This is a genomic window from Bradyrhizobium sp. 138 (assembly GCF_023074075.1).
Lineage (GTDB): Bacteria > Pseudomonadota > Alphaproteobacteria > Rhizobiales > Xanthobacteraceae > Bradyrhizobium.
This window is the reverse complement of record NZ_JADPKT010000007.1, coordinates 471,923-491,128: the sequence shown is the minus strand read 5'-3', so window position 1 is coordinate 491,128 and position 19,206 is coordinate 471,923. Positions and strand designations below refer to the sequence as shown.

The 19,206-nt window shown below is 63.8% G+C and carries 20 protein-coding genes; 1 reads left to right on the top strand and 19 read right to left on the bottom strand.

Features of this window, described 5'->3' with window-relative positions; genetic code table 11:
* Nucleotides 1-138: 138 nt before the first annotated feature.
* The 3 genes from IVA79_RS06855 to IVA79_RS06845 all read right to left on the bottom strand — a co-directional run bounded on the left by IVA79_RS06855 (nucleotide 139) and on the right by IVA79_RS06845 (nucleotide 1,373).
* Nucleotides 139-543: a hypothetical protein gene (locus tag IVA79_RS06855; RefSeq protein WP_247551201.1), complete on the bottom strand. Its 405-nt coding sequence runs from the start codon at nucleotides 541-543 to the stop codon at nucleotides 139-141.
* Nucleotides 544-654: 111 nt separating this feature from the next.
* Nucleotides 655-1,161, bottom strand: coding sequence for a hypothetical protein (locus IVA79_RS06850; protein ID WP_247551199.1), 507 nt, complete (start codon nucleotides 1,159-1,161; stop codon nucleotides 655-657).
* A complete protein-coding gene (locus tag IVA79_RS06845) occupies nucleotides 1,158-1,373 on the bottom strand; it encodes a hypothetical protein (protein WP_247551197.1) in 216 nt (71 codons plus the stop codon). Before IVA79_RS06845 ends, IVA79_RS06850 begins: the two co-directional genes overlap by 4 nt.
* Nucleotides 1,374-1,379: 6 nt before the next feature.
* Here IVA79_RS06845 and IVA79_RS06840 point away from each other — a divergent pair, with 6 nt between their 5' ends.
* Nucleotides 1,380-2,987 carry a hypothetical protein gene (locus tag IVA79_RS06840; protein ID WP_247551195.1) on the top strand — a complete coding sequence of 536 codons (1,608 nt, stop codon included), beginning with the start codon at nucleotides 1,380-1,382 and terminating at the stop codon, nucleotides 2,985-2,987.
* Here IVA79_RS06840 and IVA79_RS06835 read toward each other — a convergent pair.
* The 16 genes from IVA79_RS06835 to IVA79_RS06760 form a co-directional block, all read right to left on the bottom strand.
* Nucleotides 2,977-4,011, bottom strand: coding sequence for a Gfo/Idh/MocA family oxidoreductase (locus IVA79_RS06835; protein ID WP_247551193.1), 1,035 nt, complete (start codon nucleotides 4,009-4,011; stop codon nucleotides 2,977-2,979). The genes IVA79_RS06840 and IVA79_RS06835 overlap by 11 nt on opposite strands.
* A 3-nt stretch (nucleotides 4,012-4,014) precedes the next feature.
* The gene (locus IVA79_RS06830) at nucleotides 4,015-5,220 is read right to left on the bottom strand and encodes a class I SAM-dependent methyltransferase (protein ID WP_247551192.1); all 1,206 of its coding nucleotides are present in this window, start codon (nucleotides 5,218-5,220) and stop codon (nucleotides 4,015-4,017) included.
* The gene (locus IVA79_RS06825; protein ID WP_247551190.1) at nucleotides 5,213-6,430 is read right to left on the bottom strand and encodes a class I SAM-dependent methyltransferase; all 1,218 of its coding nucleotides are present in this window, start codon (nucleotides 6,428-6,430) and stop codon (nucleotides 5,213-5,215) included. Before IVA79_RS06825 ends, IVA79_RS06830 begins: the two co-directional genes overlap by 8 nt.
* A 227-nt stretch (nucleotides 6,431-6,657) precedes the next feature.
* On the bottom strand, nucleotides 6,658-8,946 hold the full coding sequence (locus tag IVA79_RS06820; protein WP_247551188.1) for a hypothetical protein: 2,289 nt from the start codon (nucleotides 8,944-8,946) through the stop codon (nucleotides 6,658-6,660).
* Nucleotides 8,947-9,058: 112 nt separating this feature from the next.
* On the bottom strand, nucleotides 9,059-10,036 hold the full coding sequence (locus IVA79_RS06815) for a lysylphosphatidylglycerol synthase transmembrane domain-containing protein (RefSeq protein WP_247551186.1): 978 nt from the start codon (nucleotides 10,034-10,036) through the stop codon (nucleotides 9,059-9,061).
* A gap of 58 nt (nucleotides 10,037-10,094) precedes the next feature.
* On the bottom strand, nucleotides 10,095-10,673 hold the full coding sequence (locus IVA79_RS06810) for a WbuC family cupin fold metalloprotein (protein WP_247551185.1): 579 nt from the start codon (nucleotides 10,671-10,673) through the stop codon (nucleotides 10,095-10,097).
* Nucleotides 10,651-11,316: a class I SAM-dependent methyltransferase gene (locus IVA79_RS06805; RefSeq protein ID WP_247551183.1), complete on the bottom strand. Its 666-nt coding sequence runs from the start codon at nucleotides 11,314-11,316 to the stop codon at nucleotides 10,651-10,653. The genes IVA79_RS06810 and IVA79_RS06805 overlap by 23 nt, the downstream gene beginning before the upstream one ends.
* Before the next feature lie 25 nt (nucleotides 11,317-11,341).
* The gene (locus IVA79_RS06800) at nucleotides 11,342-11,734 is read right to left on the bottom strand and encodes an LIC12192 family sporadic carbohydrate cluster protein (RefSeq protein ID WP_247551181.1); all 393 of its coding nucleotides are present in this window, start codon (nucleotides 11,732-11,734) and stop codon (nucleotides 11,342-11,344) included.
* On the bottom strand, nucleotides 11,727-12,533 hold the full coding sequence (locus IVA79_RS06795) for a sporadic carbohydrate cluster 2OG-Fe(II) oxygenase (RefSeq protein WP_247551179.1): 807 nt from the start codon (nucleotides 12,531-12,533) through the stop codon (nucleotides 11,727-11,729). The genes IVA79_RS06800 and IVA79_RS06795 overlap by 8 nt, the downstream gene beginning before the upstream one ends.
* Nucleotides 12,530-13,648 (bottom strand): DegT/DnrJ/EryC1/StrS family aminotransferase, encoded by a 1,119-nt coding sequence (locus tag IVA79_RS06790; RefSeq protein WP_247551177.1) that lies wholly within the window; start codon nucleotides 13,646-13,648, stop codon nucleotides 12,530-12,532. The genes IVA79_RS06795 and IVA79_RS06790 overlap by 4 nt, the downstream gene beginning before the upstream one ends.
* The gene (locus tag IVA79_RS06785; RefSeq protein WP_247551175.1) at nucleotides 13,638-14,744 is read right to left on the bottom strand and encodes a DegT/DnrJ/EryC1/StrS family aminotransferase; all 1,107 of its coding nucleotides are present in this window, start codon (nucleotides 14,742-14,744) and stop codon (nucleotides 13,638-13,640) included. The genes IVA79_RS06790 and IVA79_RS06785 overlap by 11 nt, the downstream gene beginning before the upstream one ends.
* 8 nt (nucleotides 14,745-14,752) lie before the next feature.
* Complete coding sequence (locus IVA79_RS06780; protein ID WP_247551173.1) at nucleotides 14,753-15,712, bottom strand: transketolase C-terminal domain-containing protein; 960 nt, start codon at nucleotides 15,710-15,712, stop codon at nucleotides 14,753-14,755.
* 10 nt (nucleotides 15,713-15,722) lie between these two features.
* Complete coding sequence (locus IVA79_RS06775) at nucleotides 15,723-16,571, bottom strand: transketolase (protein WP_247551170.1); 849 nt, start codon at nucleotides 16,569-16,571, stop codon at nucleotides 15,723-15,725.
* Nucleotides 16,546-17,583, bottom strand: a complete 1,038-nt coding sequence (locus IVA79_RS06770; protein ID WP_247551168.1) for an aminoglycoside phosphotransferase family protein — start codon at nucleotides 17,581-17,583, stop codon at nucleotides 16,546-16,548. The genes IVA79_RS06775 and IVA79_RS06770 overlap by 26 nt, the downstream gene beginning before the upstream one ends.
* The gene (locus tag IVA79_RS06765) at nucleotides 17,580-18,191 is read right to left on the bottom strand and encodes a hypothetical protein (protein ID WP_247551166.1); all 612 of its coding nucleotides are present in this window, start codon (nucleotides 18,189-18,191) and stop codon (nucleotides 17,580-17,582) included. The genes IVA79_RS06770 and IVA79_RS06765 overlap by 4 nt, the downstream gene beginning before the upstream one ends.
* Before the next feature lie 5 nt (nucleotides 18,192-18,196).
* On the bottom strand, nucleotides 18,197-19,198 hold the full coding sequence (locus IVA79_RS06760; protein WP_247551164.1) for an SDR family oxidoreductase: 1,002 nt from the start codon (nucleotides 19,196-19,198) through the stop codon (nucleotides 18,197-18,199).
* Between the last annotated feature and the right edge of the window lie 8 nt (nucleotides 19,199-19,206).

Here is a 19,206-nt window from a genome sequence, read left to right as displayed (position 1 = left end):
GCCGCCCGTTGCCGGCCACTCTTTACTGGTGGAACCCCAGCGCAACTCTAGGTCATCTCAGCCGGGCGAACAATAAGGGGCCCGCAGATATGCCCCGCACAACCGGCATGAATCCGGCGATGTGTGTGTTCCGCGCAACTAATCGGAAAAATCGTAGAGACTGGTATCGCCGATGCCGAAGGCGCGGCGCAGTCGCCCGACGCGGCCTGCCGTGGCGCGCCCCGCGGCGGTCGCGGCGAAGTGCGAATCCACCGGTTCGACCAGCCCGCCGTCGACCAGATTCCCAATCCGTCCCTGGAACAGAGCTGGAACCTGCCGTTCGACGATGTCCGAAAGCGGAGCCCTTTGCTCAGGCCGATTGATGAGGCCGAGCAGAATGTCCAGGGAGACCGACTTGTACACCGCGCCAAAAGCGAAGACGTAGCCCATGACGCAAAACCCGAAAATCGACGCGGCGTCCCAGTACTGGAATTGCGGGACGACGAGGATTCCGAGCATCACACCGAGACAATGGGTGACGACCGCGGCGATCGCGAGCAGCATCACGGCTCCAAGCGTCCATCCGCGAGCGCGGGCCATCAACTGCAAGGCGGGCGCCAGCAAGGCGAAGGTGACGGCGGCGAAGAGTCCGACAACGAAGGACATCGTAACCGCTCACTCAAGTCCAGTCGACAGACGGACGAATTTGACGAGACGCGCGACCGCCACGCCCTTGGCCGTTGGGGCCAGCCGGCCGTCTGCCGTGATCACCATCCCCGCGCCGACGAGCAGCTTCAGACGGTTGTGGGTGAAGGTGCCGAGATCTCCGCCCTGCATATAGGCGACGGCCCATTGCTCCAGAGTGAGGGGACGCCCGGCCTGGACGAGTGCGGTGAGCAGCGTCAGCGTAAAGCCCCAGGCCAGCAGGCTGAACAGGATGTAGCAAAACATCATCGCCGTCGCCAACAGGAACAGACCGCCAAGCACGTCGTCGAAATGGCGTTGACCGGGGAGCGCGATGCAGGCGATCGCGTAAAGTGCGATGACGCTGACGCAGCCGAGCCGGAAGCGGCGGCCGGATCCGCCGGTGGCGGCGATGCGCGCGTAGCACAGCAGCAGCAGCGGCAGCGCGACGCTGAGACCAATCGCAGCGGCTTGCGCCGGGCCCGGTAGCATGTTCATTGCGGAAAATCGTCCCGGACGCCTCTCAGGCCCAGCCAGAGCAAAAGTCTATAGGAGGTCGTATTTTTCGGGTCAAGGGAGCCCGTCATGGTCGCTCTTGCGGACGTCACCTGGGCGTGCGAATCCTTGCCGGCGATGCCGTTCCTCCGTCCGAGATGTCCCCATTGTTGCGTGCGATAGTCGTCCTCCTCGTCGTCTTGCTGGCTGCGCATGCGCCGATGCTCCTGAATGACGGTCTCTTCATGGACGACTGGCTGGTGCTCAAGCCGCGTGCGGACTATTTCATCGACATCGATTTCCTGCTCAACGGCGCCGGTCATCCGATTTTCTACAGCTACGACACGTTCGCGAACTGGACCGGCGCCCCTGTTGCCGTGATGGTCTCGCTGGCGTTCGCCGGAATCGTCTTCGGCGCGACATCGCTGGCGCTGACGGCAACGCGTCTTAGTCTGCTCGACCGCGCCGAGGCGGTCGGTTTCGCGCTGATCGTCTGGACCTATCCGGGCTACCAGCTTTGGGCGGGCAAGGCGAACGCGGTCTACGTCTTCAGCTTCGGGCTCCTGTTCGTCGGTGCAGGGCTGTTGACACTGGCCTTCAGCGCAAGCGGCCTGCGGCGTGTGCTGCTTCGCCTGGCCAGTGCGCTCGTGTTCCTGCTGAGCTTCGCGCTCAACTCGACGATTGTGCTCTATGCCTTCGTGGTGCTCGGTCTCTACGTCGCGATATGGCGGGGCGGGCGTGCGGCGGACGGCTTCGTTCGTCGCACCTGGTTCGCAGCCTGGCGCTGCGCCCTCGGCTATCCGGAATTGATCGTGCTTCCCCTGACCTACTGGGGCACGCTCAATATCTGGTTCAAACGGATCGGCGTGTACACGCAACACTATGACGCCCATTTCCCCACGCTCGGCGAATTGGCAAGGGGATGGTGGGTATTTTTCGTGACCGGCTACAGGGACGTCCTGGCCCGCGCGATCCGCGCGGCAATCCAGGTCCCGGCGCTGTTCATCCTGGCCGCGGTGCTCGTCGGCATCGTCTTGCTGTTGCTGCGTTCCACCGCGAAGCCGACCACGTCCAGGCTCGCGATCGCCTTGCCGCTCGTGCTCGCCGTGGTTCTGTTCCTCGCACTATCATCGCCCTATCTGATCGCCGGCCTGCGGCCGTCATCCACGCATTTCTACGAGAGCCGTCATCTGTTGTTGTTCGGCCTGCCGGCGGCGCTGACGCTACTTGCGTTCAAGCGGCAAGCCGAACGTTGGATCACCCCCGGCGCCGCCTTTGCGGTCATGTTCGGGTTGGGCTTGGTCACGTCGATCGGCATGTTGTGGAGCGACTACGTCTTCATGCAAGCGAGAACGCTGAAGCAGGAGGCGCTGGCGCGCGACCTTGCCGGCCGGGTCCAGCCCGCCGCGACGGTTTATGCGCTCGACGACGGCTTTTTCGACTACCCGTCTCGGCATGTGCCGTTCGGCCTCGCCGAGGTCACCGGCATGCTCCGTCTTGCCTGGGGCAATCAGCCCTTTTTCGGATTTGCGCTGCGTGCGGAGCGGCCGGACATCCTCCAGGGAATGGACGAGGCGAGGAAGGCGCCGGGAAGCGCATTCCATCATTTCGATCCCTCGGGGCCGCAGGCGACGATCTCGTTCCAACCGGGCCCCGGAGCCGCGCCGAACCAGACCCTGGTGCGGAAATACTACGAATGCCGGTTGCTGGCGCGCTGCGATGTTGCGGAGTTTCTGGCTCAGCTTGCGCAGGTCACGATCACGGTCGGCCCGATCGCCGGCATCCTGCCGCTCGACGGCGCCAGCAAGAGCGCCGCGCCTAGCCGCTAGCCCGCTGTTTCCAGACCGTCTCCGCAAGCGCGATGTCGGTCACCGAATCCTCGCCGGAGGCCAGAGGTATGGCGTGCGACGCGATGTCGGAAACGAAGGCGTCGGCCTGGCGCCGAAACGCCCAGCTCGCTTCACCCGTCAGTCGCGTGCTCTGACCATCGTGATCGATGATGACCTCCGCCTCGTGCTCGGCAAAGGGTGGAGGCAATTCCAGGGTCACCGCGCCGCGCTCGAAATCGAACGTCAGTCCCTCGCGCCAGGCACCCTCCGACCCGTTCACGAGATCCAGCGTGCAGGTGATGCCGTCGAAATCGAGGGTGATGCGTGCGGCTCCCGAAGTCTCGACCGTGCTTTCGGCAATCGTTGGCGACGATCCGAGCAGGTAGCGCGCCAGATTGATGATATGGCTGAAGACGTTCAGAAAATTGTCGTAGCCGGGACGCATCGCGCGCGGCATCCAGTCGGGACCATCCTGCCAGAGCTCGAGCCCGTCCGGCCGCGCTTCGCCGGTCATCACGAAATTATCGTGCGAGCGGCCCGTGTCGCCGCCGAAGCACCAGCCTCTTGCCCGGACCATGCGTCCGAGCGACCGGTCGTCGCGCAAGCGCGTCAGCACCTGCAGCGCCCGCGCCACACCGGCATCATGACGCTTCATGTAGCCGATGCTGTAGACGAGGCTTTGCTGCCGCGCAGCTTCGACCAGCGAAATGGCCTGGGCCGTCGTGTAGGCCATCGGCTTTTCCGAGAGCACGTGCCGGCCGCTGTTCAGCGCGTCCAGGACAATCGGGCCGGTGGCGCGACGCTTCGTCACGACGACGACGGCGGACACCGCGCTGTCTGCGAGCAACTCGCGATGCGTGCTGTAAACCTGGGGGATGCCGAATTTCTGCGCGGCGGCTGCAGCGAGGTCCGGCCGCAGATCGGCGATCGCGACGACACGGCAGGCGGGATTGGCTGCGAAATTGGCGAGGTGGCACATCTGGCCGACCATGCCCGTTCCGATGATGCCAATGCCTGGCCTCACTGGCTACGATCCCTTGAAGCGCTTCCGGACGACGAGGAAATGCGCCGGCTGTCCCCAGGTGTTGATGAACGCCGGATCCGACTGGGTGAGGGCGGCGACCGCGGACGCATCCCGTCGCCCGATCGCGCCGAAGATGCGATGGAAACTGTCGAGCGTCGCAATCATGGCTTCGATGTCGGCAGCATCGTCGGCGAGAATGTCGCTCGTCCGGATCGTCTCGCGCAGGGACGCGAGGCCCGCGACCACGCGCGGCAGGCTCTCGCCGAAGGGATCGTCGATCATCGCATCGACGTCGAGGACCAGCGCCTCGATCGATGCCGAGATCGCCTGCACTGCATCGGCCTTGCCGACCAGATAGAGCTTTCGCCCGCCGAGGAAGCTCAGGCGGCTGCGGTCGAGGTGACGTGCGGCGCGACGCAGCTTCTCGTCGCCGGGCAGGACCTTCTTGTGCCAGTAGATGTCCAGGCTGTCGCGGTAGGCGGGCCATGCCGAATGGACGTCGAATCCCTGTTCATGCGCCGCCGTGCACAAGGCGGCCGCATCGAGGAAGTAGCGATGCCGAACGAACGGATTTTCCAGCACGTCCATCAGCCAGGATTCGAAGCTGCGCGTGTGCGGGATGCTGTTCCACTTCGCCTCGAACAGCATCTTCGCCGTTACGAGTGCGGCGCGACCGGTCAATGCCTTGCCGGCCGCATGGATCGCCTTGAGCGCGAGCTCGAAGAAGCCGCCATACCGCTCGTAGTAGGACACGACGGCGTAACCGTCCGGATTGAGCAGGCGGTGGAAGATGCCGAGCCACTTTTCGCTGGGCTGCACGGTGTAGATGAAGCCTTCGGCGTCGATGATGTCGAAACCGCGGTCGCTGCCGAAGCCCTCGACATCAGCCAGTGCAAGCTTGCGGAGAGGTTCGGTCAAGCCGAAATGCGCGAAATAGGCCTCGATCTTCGGATGTGCATGCCTGTTCGGTTCGGCGAGCGTCATGTTGGCGCCCCAGCCGGCAAACACCAGTGCGTTCTCGCCGGAATCGGGGCCGAATTCGAGCACCTCGGCATTTCGGAACAGCCGTGGCGGCAGCATCAGCTTATCCGAAAACAGCTCGCGCCGCTGGCTGGCGTAGGCCTCGAGCTCGGCGGCCGACTTGAAATTCCCGAACGTCGGCAGAACATCCTGACGTTCGTAATAGTTGAAGAGCTTGTCCTCAGCCATGCTGCGACCTTAGCGCCGCCTCGAGGCGATCGAGCTCGCTCCAGATGTCGGAGGGCGCGAAGATCGAAACGATCTGCAGCGGGCGCTTCACGGCCTCGCGCAGCCGGCTGCTGACCTTGGCCTCGTTCTCCTCGTTCACGGCGAGAAGACAGACCAGCGGCCCCGACTTGCCGGCAAGGTCGTCGGGCGAGCGGATCGGAATGCCGGTGCCGGGCAGGAACAGCCCCTGGCGCTCTTTCTGATCGTCGACCGAGACGTCGACGAGATCCGCCAGCTCGTGGGCGTTGGTGAAGGTGCAGGCGCGGCAGCCGGCGCCGTAGATGGCGATCTCGGCACCGCTCGCGCGAGCTTTCGCGAGAATCGGGCGGAGACGTGCGCCATACTCTCTTGCGCGCTGACCGAATTTCTCGCCGACGCCGGATGGCGCAGGCGGCACCTTCACCGTGCCTGCGGCACGGCGGGCCGCGATCGCGAGGCTGCCGCCGCTGAAATTGTATTTCTTCACGGACACCGCCTCGAAGCCATGGCGCGCCAGTAGCGCGAGCAGGGTCGGCTCGGTGAAATAGCTGACGTGCTCTTCCCAGAGCACGGAGAGATCTCCAACGGCCGAGCCGGGCGCGAAATCGGGCACGTCGATGAACAGCAGCCCATCCTCCTTCAGCGCGATCTTCACGCAGGCGAAGAAGTTCTCAAAATCGACGATGTGCTCGAGCACCTGGCGCGATATGACGAGGTCGAATTTGCCGGACTGAGCGACTGCGTCGTGGGCCATCTCCGGGCTGAGCATGTCGGCATAGACCTTGATGCCGCGCTCGCGAGCGATCTTGCCCGACACCGGATTGGGCTCGACGCCGACCATGACCTTGGTGCCGCGCTCGCGTAGCCTGTCCATGAACAGGCCGTCATTGCACCCGATCTCGAACACCGACTGATGCTTCGAGAATTTCGCGATGGTGTCGAGCTCGTCCACCTGGTGCGGTTCGGGCTTCCAGCTGCTGAAATTGTAGTTGAACTGGCGGTACAGAATGTCGGGATCGATCGGCTTGACGATCTGGGGCAGGCCGCAATCGCCGCAGGCCAGCACCTCGAACGGATACCGTTCCTCCCGCTCGTTTCGGCTATGCCGCAGCCGATGTGCAATCGGCATCAGTCCGAGGTCGATGACCGGACGCAGGTTGGTCGAATGGCAAAGGCGGCAATGGTCGGTCACGGCTTTGACTCTTTGCAGGAAAGGCAAGGGAACAGCGGCGCCCAGGCGATACGCGGCGCAGTTGAAGCCTATATAGCGCCGCAGGCCGTGCCACAATTCTTAAGTTGCCCCGGGCGGGCTATTCACAAGCCCCGGAGGTCCTCTGAAGCTGGCACCCGTGGCCTTCGCCGCGGGCTTCCGTCTTGCCGAACATGCGCGGAACCAACGAGATCGGAGCGAAGCACGACTTAGTGGCAGGTGAAGACCTGATCGAGGGCTTTGATGTCTGCTCGCTTACCGTTGGGGACAGAACGGTGCTTGACCACCTCAAACGGCTCTATGCCGTAAGCCTCCTGGTAGATTTCTTTCGACCTCGTCCGTAGTGCGGAAATGCCGGCCTCGACTTGGGGACTCAATGTTTGATCGCCATCCCTCCACGTCAACATCCAGTAGTTCGGAGTCTCGCTGTGAAGGGCGAATCGCTTCTCCAGCTCAGCCCCCCGAAAGAGGTCGGAGAAGCCGTTGAGCCAGAAATCGCAATTCTGCTTCTGGACATAGAACAGCTTGACGCCGAGCGCCCGAAGGGCGGCCTCTGCCGTGTCGGCGGTTCCTAGTGCGATCTTCCTGAAGTCGCGCGCGACGTCGCTTTCATAGGTGTGGATGACTTTGCCGCGCGTGAGCAGCGGCGAGAAATAGCAGGGCACCATCGCGCGGTAGCCATTGAGGGCGAGAATGCGATCTGCGCCGGTTGATTGCTGCAGCTCGTCACAGCGCTGCCAATTCTGGCTGACACGAGGCATCTGATCGAGTGGACGGCCCTGCACAAAAGCGATGGCCCGGTCATCCCTGAAGGTCTGCCAGGGATAGGTGGTGGTCATCCAGGCGCACGTGGCCAAAAGCGCCACGAGCACGGCAGAGGGAGCCAAGCGTCCCGAGAACCAGGCAAGCCCGAACCGCCGTAACAGAACCAGGCCCCAGCAAGCGATCCCGGCGGTCGCAAGCGGGAACAGCGCGTTCACGTGAATGGACAGTCTGATCAGGCTGGGAATGTTCAGCGTCATGTCCAGCAGACGGACGCTGGCAACGTAGGCGACAACGATGAAGAGACCTGCAGGATTGGGCAGCGGCGGCAACTTCGCGCCATCCGGTCGATCGCGACGGAGCTTTGACTCGGCGAACGCGACGGCGGAGATCGCCACCACGATGAGGAAAGCGACCGTGAGAACCGACCTGGCCTGTCTGAGGAAGGCGACGACTCCAGCTTTGCTCAGGAAGTCGCTGACCTCCAGCGACTGCGCCAGCACGAAATAATCCAGAATGTCGAGGCTGCCGAACTGCGAAAACCGCTCGATCGCCACGATACGCCGAAAAAGCGAATATGGATTTGTCGCTGGAATTCCGAGATAGAAGTAATTGACGGAGAACGCGAGAATGCATCCCGTGAGCGCTCCCAAACCCAGCAGGACGCTGGTGACGAGGCCGGGGCGGTCTCGTTGAATCGTCTTGGTGAACACGCCCAGCGATGAGATCACGAAGACGAGCGAGACGTACAGCGGATAGGAGGCGGCGACGGCAAGGCCGCAGATGCCGGCGGCAAACCTGTCGCGGCTTTGGGAAGAGCGAATGACGACCAGCAGGAAATAGACGAAGAACGCCGCCGTCTGAAGATGATATTTGCCGAACTCCATGATGTGGAGGCCGGCCTTGACGCTTGGCATCGTACGCGGCCACGCAAGCCCGAGGACGGCCAGGCCGAGCGCAATCGGTGTCATTGCGTCCTCCCACGACCGTCCGAGAGCCCGCAACGGCACAACAATGCGGGCGAGCTCGAAAATGACCGCGGCGATGCCGACGAAGTAGAGAAATGAGATGATCTGGGCGACGTGAGGAGGTAGAAACGTCGCCAGCAGCAAGTGCAGTCCGTTACCGTGGCCGATCTCGAAGTCGGAGAAGATGGGATTGTCGGCCGCAAGCCAGATGCTGTGATTTCTCGCAACTTCGGCAAGATACGGTGCGTAGAGCTGCGGAACGTCGGTCGAAATGACGTCGGGCATGACGGCACGATCGAGAAACACCGTCACCAGAAGCCAAAGGCCCAGTATCGACATCGCGATCAGCGGCAAGGTCACGGCGAATTTGCGCGACGCCTTGAAGGTGAGGGTGTCCCACCAGAGAACCGCGATCGCAGACCCAAGAACAATCTGCGGATACAGAAGGGAAAGCGCGCCAAGCCCAAATCCCATCAGCATCAGCGTGGCCGCGCCAACGAAAAATTCGTCCACGCGCTGAGCGGGTTCGTGCTTGATGAGGGAAAACGTCAGGCGGCCGGCCGCCATGATGAACCAGCCGAGATATGGCGTCAGGACGATCCAGGCGACGACGTAAAATCGCGTTGTCCAGCCCCCGTCGAATATCAGTGTTCGGTACGTTCCCGTCCGGTTCAGGTACCAGATGGAAGCAGCGGCCGGCGCGAAGACGAGGACGCGCCACCACAGCGCCTCGAGACCGGTGCGCAAATTCGCTTGGTTAATTGTCATTGCTTTGTCTAATCCGCTGTCGCGTCGACGAAAAAAGCGCAGATCGACTGAAGGGGGCTCGGTCGATTGGCTGCAGGATGAAAGGCTTGAAGGATAGTCATCTTTGTCGTTGCTAGATGGGTGTGACGTCGGCGGGCTTGGCAATGCCGCGCGCCTCGTCGGCGCTGAAATTGGCGCGCTCAGGCGCGATCAGCCATACCAGCCCACCGAACAGTCCGACGATCAGGCCGCCAAGGCCGAGCAAAACCGATATGGCAAGCGCCTTGTCGGATGCGATCCCGGCGAGGGCGAGCGCGGCAACCATTGCGCCTTCTCGCACGCCCCATCCTCCGATCGAGATCGGAACCGCGGACGACAGAATGACAAGCGGAACAAGAACGAAAGCATCGAGCGGGGAGAGCGGCGCGTCGAGGCCGGTCGCAAGGACATAGCAAGCCGCGACCGTGATCAGATGGATGATGACGGCGGCCGCCATCAGCGTTCCGCGTCCTTCGGCCGCCAGCGGAGCCCTGACCAGCATCGTGAATTGCACGATCCCGGCCGGCAGGGCGGCGATGATGCGAGGCGGCCAGCGATCCAGCGTGAGCAGAGCGATGAGGCCGAAACACGCAATGACGAGAACGATGATGATCGCGAACAGCAGCGAGCTGTCGCTGATCCGTTGCAGCAGGAACGGCATTCCTGCCAATATGACGGCACCAAGCGCCAGCAGCGCAAGAAACCGATCGGCTACGATGCTGCTGATGGTCGGCGACCATTGCACGCCATGCCGCCGCAGCATCCAGATCCGGACCGCGTCGCCGCCTGCGGGCAGCACCTGGTTGAAAAAGGTGCTGACCATGAGAATGCGCCAGCCGGGCAGCCAATCCAGCGGCACGTTGATGGCGCGGAGGATCAGGATCCAGCGGTGGCAAAGCACGAAGGTCTGGACAAACAGCAGCAGCACCGCGAGCGCCAGCATGTCCAGTTTGACAGCGAGAAGATCGGCTTGCAGGGACGACAAATCCTGAGACCGCAACAACAATACGAGGATACCGACCGAGACGGCGAGCTTGGCCAGAGTAACCAGTGCTTTTGCAGGCGGCTTCATCGGCTGGTGTCGTCCTCGATCATTCGCGGCGGGATCGTCGTGCAGGGACGGTCGGAGGCTATTTCCTCGCCAGATGCTCCGCGGCGAGCGTGGCAATCCGTGTGACGTAGTCCTGGACCTCGGCGGCGTCGCTGCCATCGGGGGCCCAGTCGGGAAATGCGGTACGGGAGGGATCGAACGGACCGGCGGTGGTTTCGTGGAACACCAGCCACTCCGAGGTGATCAGGATCGAGTGGTAGACCTGTTCGGGCATCCGGTAATAGCACAGGGCACCCTGGCCATATGGCGCCATTTCCAGCACGTCGCGGATGCGGCCGTCGTCCTCGAAGATCACGACCTGTGCGGTGCCTTCGATCAGGTGAAACGATTCAGGTTTGCCAAAATGCTTGTGGGGCCGCACATAGGCCTCGCGATGATGCACGATCAGCATCTCGTGCAGGCCGGACGAGGGATCGGGGTGCGTGCACAGCCGGCTGCGCAGACGCGGGTTGCCGGCGGCGATGCGCTTCAGCTCCGCGATCGTGGCGTCATCGGCCGTGACGATGGCGTCGTCCGAATAATAGACTTCGGGATTTTGCGCGCGCAGCGACGTCGGCCGGCGTGGGCTCGTCGCCTCATTCGAAGAAGATGAACCCATGGTCGCCCCGGTACCCGCATTTGTCGTAGATCCAGGCCCAGGTTTCCGGACCGTGGAAGCTCAGGCAGGTGAGCTGCCAGTAGAGCAAATTCGCCTTCTCGCGTTCGTTGCGGAAGGATTCGACCATCAGATATTTCGATGCGCCCCGTCCGACGCGCTCGATCTCCGCCACGGCCCGGAAGACGTCCTCGAGCGGAAGATTGTGCAGCACGCCGAGCGACACCACGAGATCGAAGCTGTGATCGGGGTAGGGGAGCTCGACGGCGCTGCCGACCTGGAGCTGCGGCCGCACCTCCTCCTTGGCATTGGCGATGCCGTAGTCGGAGATGTCGATGCCGGCGACCGTGAGGTCGGGGACGAGCTGGGTGAACTCGTAGAGCAAATAGCCCTTGCCGCAGCCGACATCGAGCACACTCATGCCGGGCTTGATGCCGTAGCGATCGATCAGCGTCTGGGCGAGCGGGCGCCAGCGTCCGTCATAGCGATAGCCGCCATAGCCATAGCGCCGGTCGCCGTCCCAATAGTCGCGCCCCCATTGCCGCGCCACGGTGGCGGATTCCGCCTTGTCGTGCTCGACCACGCGCTGAACGTAGTTCCGCCTGGTCGACGCGTGCATCGGCTGGAGCAGGTTGATCTCGGCCATGATCGTCAATCGGTCCGCGCCATCGTCACAGGATGGTCGCGTATTTGTTGACCAGCAGGATGTCCTCGACGGCCTGGATGTCTTTCTGCGACGACAGCGTGATCTCCTCGACCGCGGCGTGGAGGTCGCAGCCTTCGCGCAGCACGCGGTCGTAGATCTGCAGCCGCCGCGCCTCGTCGGGCGGCAGCATGAAGATGCTGTAGAGGATCATGCCGTTCAGGCGGGGCAGCTCGTCCAGGATGTCCTCGAGCACCATGTAGCTGCCGGGCATGATGTGCTCGACGGCGCTGAGCAGAAATTGCAGGTTCTTCCGCCGCGCGTAGTCGCGGATCACGATGTTCTGGACGTGCTGCGGGGTACGGCTGCCGTTCAGCGGCCGGGCGCCGATATAGCCGCGATGGCCGGCTCGCTCAGGCATGGAAGCCTCCCGGCAGCTTGTATTGCATGCCGACCCGCGTCGCCGGGCGCAGCAGGATCGGCTCGAAGAACTCGCCGAAGCGCTTGTCCGCGTAGGGCGACATGATGCTCTTGAAGCGGCAGTTCATGCTCCAGCGCGTGCCGGGCTCCTCGTTGACGCGGTTGCCGTGCATCAGAGTCTGGTTGAACAGCATCACGTGACCGTAGGGAATCTCGATGAAGGTCGCGTGCGGCTTGATCGTCTTGTACAGTTCCTCGGCGCTGCGCAAGTCAGCCATCCGGTCCTGCATGTTGCCGTTCAGCGACGGCGGCAGCAGGTACATCGCTTTGGTGCGGTGGACGTCGACCAGCGGCACCCACACCACGACCTCGAACGGCGAATCGCCCGACCAGACATCGGAATGGGTGGCGAGCAGCGAGGAATCGTCACCGGGCATCTGGATGCTGAGATTGACGCGGCGCTGCATGCAGAGCTCGTTGCCGACGATGGTTTCGATCGTCGAGCGCGCCAGACGGAAATAGGTCGGCCGGAACCAGGGCTCGGCGTTGAGGCCGTTGAAGACGTGGAGCCGCAGCCCGTTGAGATCGTCGACGCTCACCCGCGTGTGGATGCTGTCGAGCATCGCGTAGGGATCGTTGCTGTGCGGCAGCTTCAGATAATCCGCCGCGAGCTCGGCGGCGCGCCGCTGGATCCGATCGAGCCCGGCGCGATCGTCGGCCGGCGTGGTGACGAAGCCGTTGTCGATGAAGCGTTGCGCCAGCGCCTGCTCATCGGCCTGAAGGAAGTCCGTATCCGTCATGCAAAATACTCCCGGGCGGTCGCGCAGATATAGCTGATATCGGCGGCCGACAGGAACTGGTTGATGGGCAGCGTGAGGATCTGATCCGCCTGCCGTTCCGTCACCGGGAACGCGCCGCGGCCGTGGCCCAGATGGGCCGCCGCCGGCTGCAGGTGGATCGGGACCGGATAGTGGATTGCGGTCTCGATGCCCTTGTCGGCGAGATATTTCTGGAAGTCGTTGCGGCGGTCGGTCTGCACCACGAAGGTATGGAAGGTGTTGAATTCGATGTTGCGGCAGGGCGGAATGAACAGAGGGAGCCCTGCGAGCTCGGCGCGGTATTGCGCGGCGTTGCGCCGCCGGCGCTGGATCACGGAGGGCAGGTTGCGCAGGCGGATCCGCAGCACCTCGGCCTGGAGCGTGTCGAGCCGTGACACGATGCCCCATTCCTGGACGTCGCTGCGGTTGATCAGGCCGTGATTGCGCAGCCGGCGGATTCGTGCGGCGAGCTCGGCGTCGGCGGTGACGAGGAAGCCGGCATCGCCGGCGGCATTGAGATTTTTCAGAGGATGGGCGGAGAAGCAGCCGAACGTTCCCATGGTGCCGCTCATGCGGCCGTCATAGGTCGAGCCGACCGCCTGGGCGCTGTCCTCGATCACGGCGAGCGCGTGCTTGTCCGCGATCGCCACCAGCGGGGCCATGTCGGCCATGCGCCCGGTCAGATGTACCGGCATGATCGCCTTGGTGCGCGCCGTGACGGCGGCCTCGACCGCGGCCGGATCGATGTTCTGGTCCGGCAGCACGTCCGCAAAGACAGGCGTGGCGCCGACTGCGATGATCGCGGCGGTCGATGCCACGAACGAGTTCGGCGGGGTGATGACCTCGTCGCCGGGGCCGATGTCGAGCGCCCGCAAGGCGAGGATCAGCGCGTCGGTGCCGGAATTCAGCGTCACCACATGCGGCGAGCCGAGATAGGCCGACAATTCCTCCTCGAGCTTTCCGACTGCCGCGCCGCCGATGAAATCGCCGCGCTGGAATACACCTTCCACCGCCTGCATGATCTCGGCGCGCTCTTCCTCGAATTGCGCGGGAAGATTGACGTAACCGATCCGCCGGCGGCCGGTGTCAGCGTCCATGGCAGAACGTCCTGACAGTCTCGATGACGCGGTCCTGCTGTGCGCGCGTCAGATGCTGGTCGACGGGGAAGCTGATGACTTCCTTGGCGTGGCGGTCGGTAACCGGGAAGGCGCCGGGCGCGTAACCGAGATGCCTCAGGCCTTCCTGCTGATACAGCGGGATGGGATAATGGATCTTGGCCTCGACCCCGTTGTCCAGGCAGTATTTGTAGAGCTCGTCGCGCCGCTCGGCGAACACCATGTAGAGATGATAGACGTGCTTCACGTTGGGACGGCGCGGCGGAACGCGCAGGCCGGGCAGGCCGGCAAGGCCGGCGTCGTAATAGGCCGCATTCTCGATCCGGCGCCGCGTGATTTCGCTGGTCTGGCCGATCAGCCAGTTGCCGACGACGGCCTGGAGCGAATCCAGCCGCGAATTGCAGCCGAGGATCGCGATCTCGTCGCGGTTCTTCATGCCGTGATTGCGGATCAGGCGGAGCTTCTCGTTCATGCCGTCGTCATTGGTGACGACGACGCCGGCATCGCCCCAGACGTTGAGGTTCTTGAGCGGGTGCAGGGAGAAGCCGGCTGCGATGCCGTGGGTGCCGGAGCGTTTGCCCGCAAACTCCGACAAGATGCCCTGGCAGGCGTCCTCGACGACAGGCAGGTTGTGACGCTGGGCGATCGGCATCAGCTTGCCCATGTCGGTGACCTCGCCGGTCAACTGAACCGGCATGATCGCCTTGGTCTTCTCAGTGATGGCGGCTTCGACTTGGTCGACGTTCATGCAGAAGGAATCGTCGCAGTCGACCAGCACCGGCGTCGCGCCGGTCTCCGCGATGGCGCCGACGGTGGCGATGAAGGTGTTGGCGGCGGTGATGACCTCATCGCCATGACCAATGCCGAGTGCCTTGAGCGGCAGCTTGAGAGCATCGGTGCCGGATCCGACGCCGATGGCGTGGCGCACGCCGATCAGTTCGGCAAAGCGCTTCTCGAATTCGGCAACCGGCTTGCCAAGGGTGAAGTCACCGGTCGCCACCAGCCGGCCGATTTCGGCCAGGATCGGGGCGGGGTCGGAGAATTGCTCGAGCAGATAAGAATATCGAACGTCGTACATGTGACCCGTCAGGTGGAGTGGAGTTGAGGAGAGGGGGTGTGCGAGGCGGCATGCGCGCGCTCGATCGAGGTTGCAATCGCGGCTGCGGAAAGCCCGTGCTTCTTCAGCAGGGAGTCCTGCGAGCCGTAATTGTGCATGAAGCGGTCCGGCAGCGACAACCGAAGCATCGCCGGCAGGCTTGAACCGAGCTTGTCGATCAAGGCCTCCGCAACGGCGCTGCCGAGGCCGCCCGAGGGCACGTGCTCCTCCAGTGTTGCCACGAGCTTGACGCCGCGAACCGCCTGCAGCAGCGCTTCGGTGTCGAACGGCTTCACGGTGTGCATGTGCAGGATGCCGGCGCGAATGCCTTGCGCGGCCAGTAGGTCAGCTGCGGCAATGGCGCGCTGAAGCATGATGCCGGTGGTCACCATGAGAACGTCGCCGGGCGGCCGCATCAGGATGGCCTTGCCGATCTCGAAACCGTGCTCGGCCTTGGAGACGATCGCGTCGCCGCCCTTGCCGAGCCGGATGTAGATCGGCCCGGTCCAGTCGAGCGTCTTGTCCATCAGTCGCGCGGCCTCGTCGGCGTCGCACGGGCAGACCACCGTCATGTTCGGCAGCGCGCGCATGATGGCGATGTCCTCGATCGCCTGGTGCGTGGGGCCGAGCGGCGCATAGACGAGGCCGCCGCCATTGGCGATCAGCCGCACCGGCAGATTGTGCAGACAGAGATCGACGGCCACCTGTTCGTAGCAGCGGCGGGTGAGGAAAGTCGCGATGGTGTTGACGTAAGGCACGAAGCCTTCCATCGCGAGGCCTGCCGACATGCCGATGATGTGCGCTTCCGAAATGCCCTCGATCAGATGGCGCTTGGGAAATTCCTTGCTCATCGCACGCAGCGTGCCGGCGCCAGGATCGGAGCCGATGTAGAGCACACGCTCGTCGCGCGCGGCGAGCTTGTGGACCATGTTCATGGCGGTGTTGCGCATGGGGAGCCGATCAAAAATCGCCGACGGCGACGCGGATGGCGTCGAGCTCGCTGTCGGTCAGCTTGTTCTTGTGATGCCAATCGGCGTTGGATTCTGCAGCCGGCAGACCCTTGCCCTTGACGGTATGGCAGATGATCGCGGTGGGCTTGCCCGGAACGGCCGGGACCTGCTTCAGGACGGTGCGCAGGGCGCCGACGTCATGGCCGTTGAGCTCCTGCACGGCGAAGCCGAAGCTGCGCCATTTGTCCGCGAGTGGCTCCAGCGGCAGGACGTAGTCGGTCGGCCCGTAGCTCTGCAGCTTGTTGTAGTCGACCATCGCGACCAGATTATCGAGCCCGTGCTTGGCCGCGCCCATGGCGGCCTCCCACACCGATCCCTCGTTGATCTCGCCGTCGCCGAGCAGGACGAAGGTCCGGTAGCTGCGCTCGCGCATGCGGGCGGCGAGCGCAAGGCCGACGCCGATCGACAGGCCGTGTCCGAGCGCACCGGTCGACGCCTCGACGCCCGGCACCATGCCGTATTCGGGATGTCCGCCCAAAATACTGTCGGGGCCGCAAAAGCCGTCCAGCTCCGACAGCGGGAAAAAACCGCGATCGGCGAGCAGCGCATAGAGCGCCAGACAACCGTGTCCCTTGCTGAGGATCGCGCGGTCGCGATCGGGATCACGCGGGTTGTTCGGGTCGATCCGCAGCACGTCGTCGTAGAGCACGCGCACCATCTCGATCAGCGACAGGGCGGGTCCGACATGGCCGCGTCCCGCCGAACGGACAGAACCGAGGACAAGGCGGCGCAAATAAAGACTGCGCTCGTCCAGCATGCAGGTGAGGGCGGCTTCAGCGTGGGGTGAGATCTGGATCACGTTGGCAAATCGTTTGATGGAGCCGGCGGGCTTTGTCGAGCTGACCGGCAAGGCGGACCGTCAGATCGCCTCCTTGCGCGGCCAGGGCGCGCCGGGAGCGGCTTTCCGGCAAATAAGCATTCAGGACAATCAGGCACCAAATCGCCCCGAACACAGGATACAGTACGTCACGGCGGATCGCAAACGCGTCATCCCTAGCCTCGAAGGCGCGCGAGAGCCGTTCGATCAATCGGTTCGCGCTGGCCTCCGGCAGATCGCTGCCCGGGTGAATCGCGGTGTCGGACACCAGCTTGACCGGATCGTCCCAGCCGAAATATTCGAAGTCGATGAAGCGCAGCCTGCCATCTTCGGTGCGCAGCGCGTTGTGCAATCCGAAATCCGACGGGCTCAATGCGCGATGGGCGGGTGCCAGGTCCGCTGCGGGATCCCGGCCCAGTTCCGCATAGCGTTGACGGAGTCGCTGAATCGCGGCGGCCGTGCTGGGAATCAGGCTGCCGTCGATGAATGCGCGCAGGTCCGGATGATCGTCCGAGGCCCGCCTCAGGCCGTCGAGACGCTGCTCGTACTGGGCGACGGCTTGCTCGGGCGAAAAGATGCTGGCTGAGGCGTTCCGCAAATTCTGCGCACCCTCGGTCTCGCGCAGCTTCTGCAATTCGATCAGGAAATTGGCGAGCTGGTCGGCATCGTCTTTCTGGGGACGCAGCACCGCCGCTTCGCCGTCGAACCATTGATACAAGGCGCAGAACGCATCCGCGTCCTTCGCGACCGGGCGCGGCGTCGAGACGATACCGTGGCGCGACAGAAACGATAGCGCGTCATATTCCTGTCCCAGGCGATCGCGCCCGTCGGACGGATATTGCTTGAGGGCGAGGGGCGAACCCTCCGCCATCTCCAGCCGAAACACCCGGTTGTTGCCGCCGGACCGCGCCGGTTGGGCGGCCACGATCCGTGCCCCGGAGAGGCGGCTGCCGATCGAGATCGCATCCTGCGCGCTCAGGTCGGGCTCGCTCATTGTGCGAACACTCCGCGGTGGATATCGACCCAGGTCGCGATCGGTTCGCAATGCGCGGGATGGGGAGGCTGCGACTGCGTGAACAGGATCGATCGGGTCGCCCTCGGAAAATGCGGCTGCTCGAAGACATCGACGAGATCGTCAATGAAGATATCGAGCTTGAGGCTCGCGAGCCGCTCGACCTTGGCCGCCAGCGTGTCCTCGAAATAGATATCGCCTGCCGCCAACGCCGCATCGGCGACGTCGATGAGGCCCGCGCCCTTCAGCCAGCCGCGCGCCGCCTCGCGCAGATCGACGCGCTCGGGATCCTGGTGACCGAACCGGGTCTTGTGGCTGACGATGTAGACGCTCGCGCCGGCCTTGCGGCACGCCGCAAGGAACTCGCGGACGCCAGGATAGATCCCGGCGCCGCCAATGCCCTTGCCGTAGACGAAGCCCTGCAGCCCCTGCCAGGCCAGCTCACCGCCGGCGCGGGACCGCAAGAAATCCCGCAACTCGGTCTTCAGCCCGACCCAGCCCTCCGGCACCAACCCACGCTGGCGCGCGGCGGCGGCAAAGACCTTGTCGTAGCAGATGATCGTGTTGTCGAAATCGATGCCGATCCGCACGCCGCTCACTTCAGGCTGATGTTCTGCATCATCTTGATGTTGAAATACCGGGGATCGCTCAGCGAGTTCGGCAGGCGGCCGGCCCTGAAGGCGTCCACGAGGCCAGACACGGCCTGCTCGATGGTGTGCGTCGGCGCAAATCCGAGCTCGCGGCGGATCTTCTCCGAGGAGACGTGGTAGGAGCGCAGATCATCGGTCGGCTCGACGGCGACGTCGACGTTGTTTCCGACCACCGATTTGACGATGTCGGCGATCTTCATCAGCGAGTGGTTTTCGTAGCCGATATTGTAGGTCTTGCCGTCGATCTTCGCGTCTTCCTGCTGAAGCAGGAAAAGATAGGCCGCCGACATGTCCTCGATGTGCAGATTGGGCCGCTTCTGCGTTCCGCCGAACACGCGGATGCGGCCGGTGTTGACCGCGAGGTTGGTCAGGATGTTGACGACGACGTCGAGCCGCTGCCGCGGAGCGTAGCCGCAGACGGTGGCCGGACGAACCGTGCAGGTGACGAAGCCGGACGTGGCCTCGTCGGCGAGGTCGGTCTCGCACATCGCCTTGAACTTGGAGTAGTCCGTGAGCGGCTCGCAGGACAGTTCCTCGGTCACCTCGGCCTCGTCCTTGATGCCGTAAACGCTCGACGAGGAGGCATAGATGAAGCGCTTGACGCCGGCCTTCTTCGCGGCGCGCACCATCGGACGGAAGCAGTCGTAGTTGATGGACTTGCCGAGCCCCGGATCCAGCTCGAACGAGGGGTCGTTGGAGATGCAGGCGAGGTGGATCACCGCATTGTTGCCGCGCAGGGCCTCGTTGATCGCGGCCTCGTCGCGGATGTCGCCCTTGATCAGGCGCAGGTTCGGATTGTCGCGAACGGCGTTGAAGACGTCATCGCCGTACATGAAGAGGTCGAGCACCGTGACCATGTGGCCGGCCGCCAGCAACCGGGGAACCAGCACGCTGCCGACATAGCCGGCGCCACCGGTGACCATCACGTTCCATTTCTGATCAATCACTTGTCGTT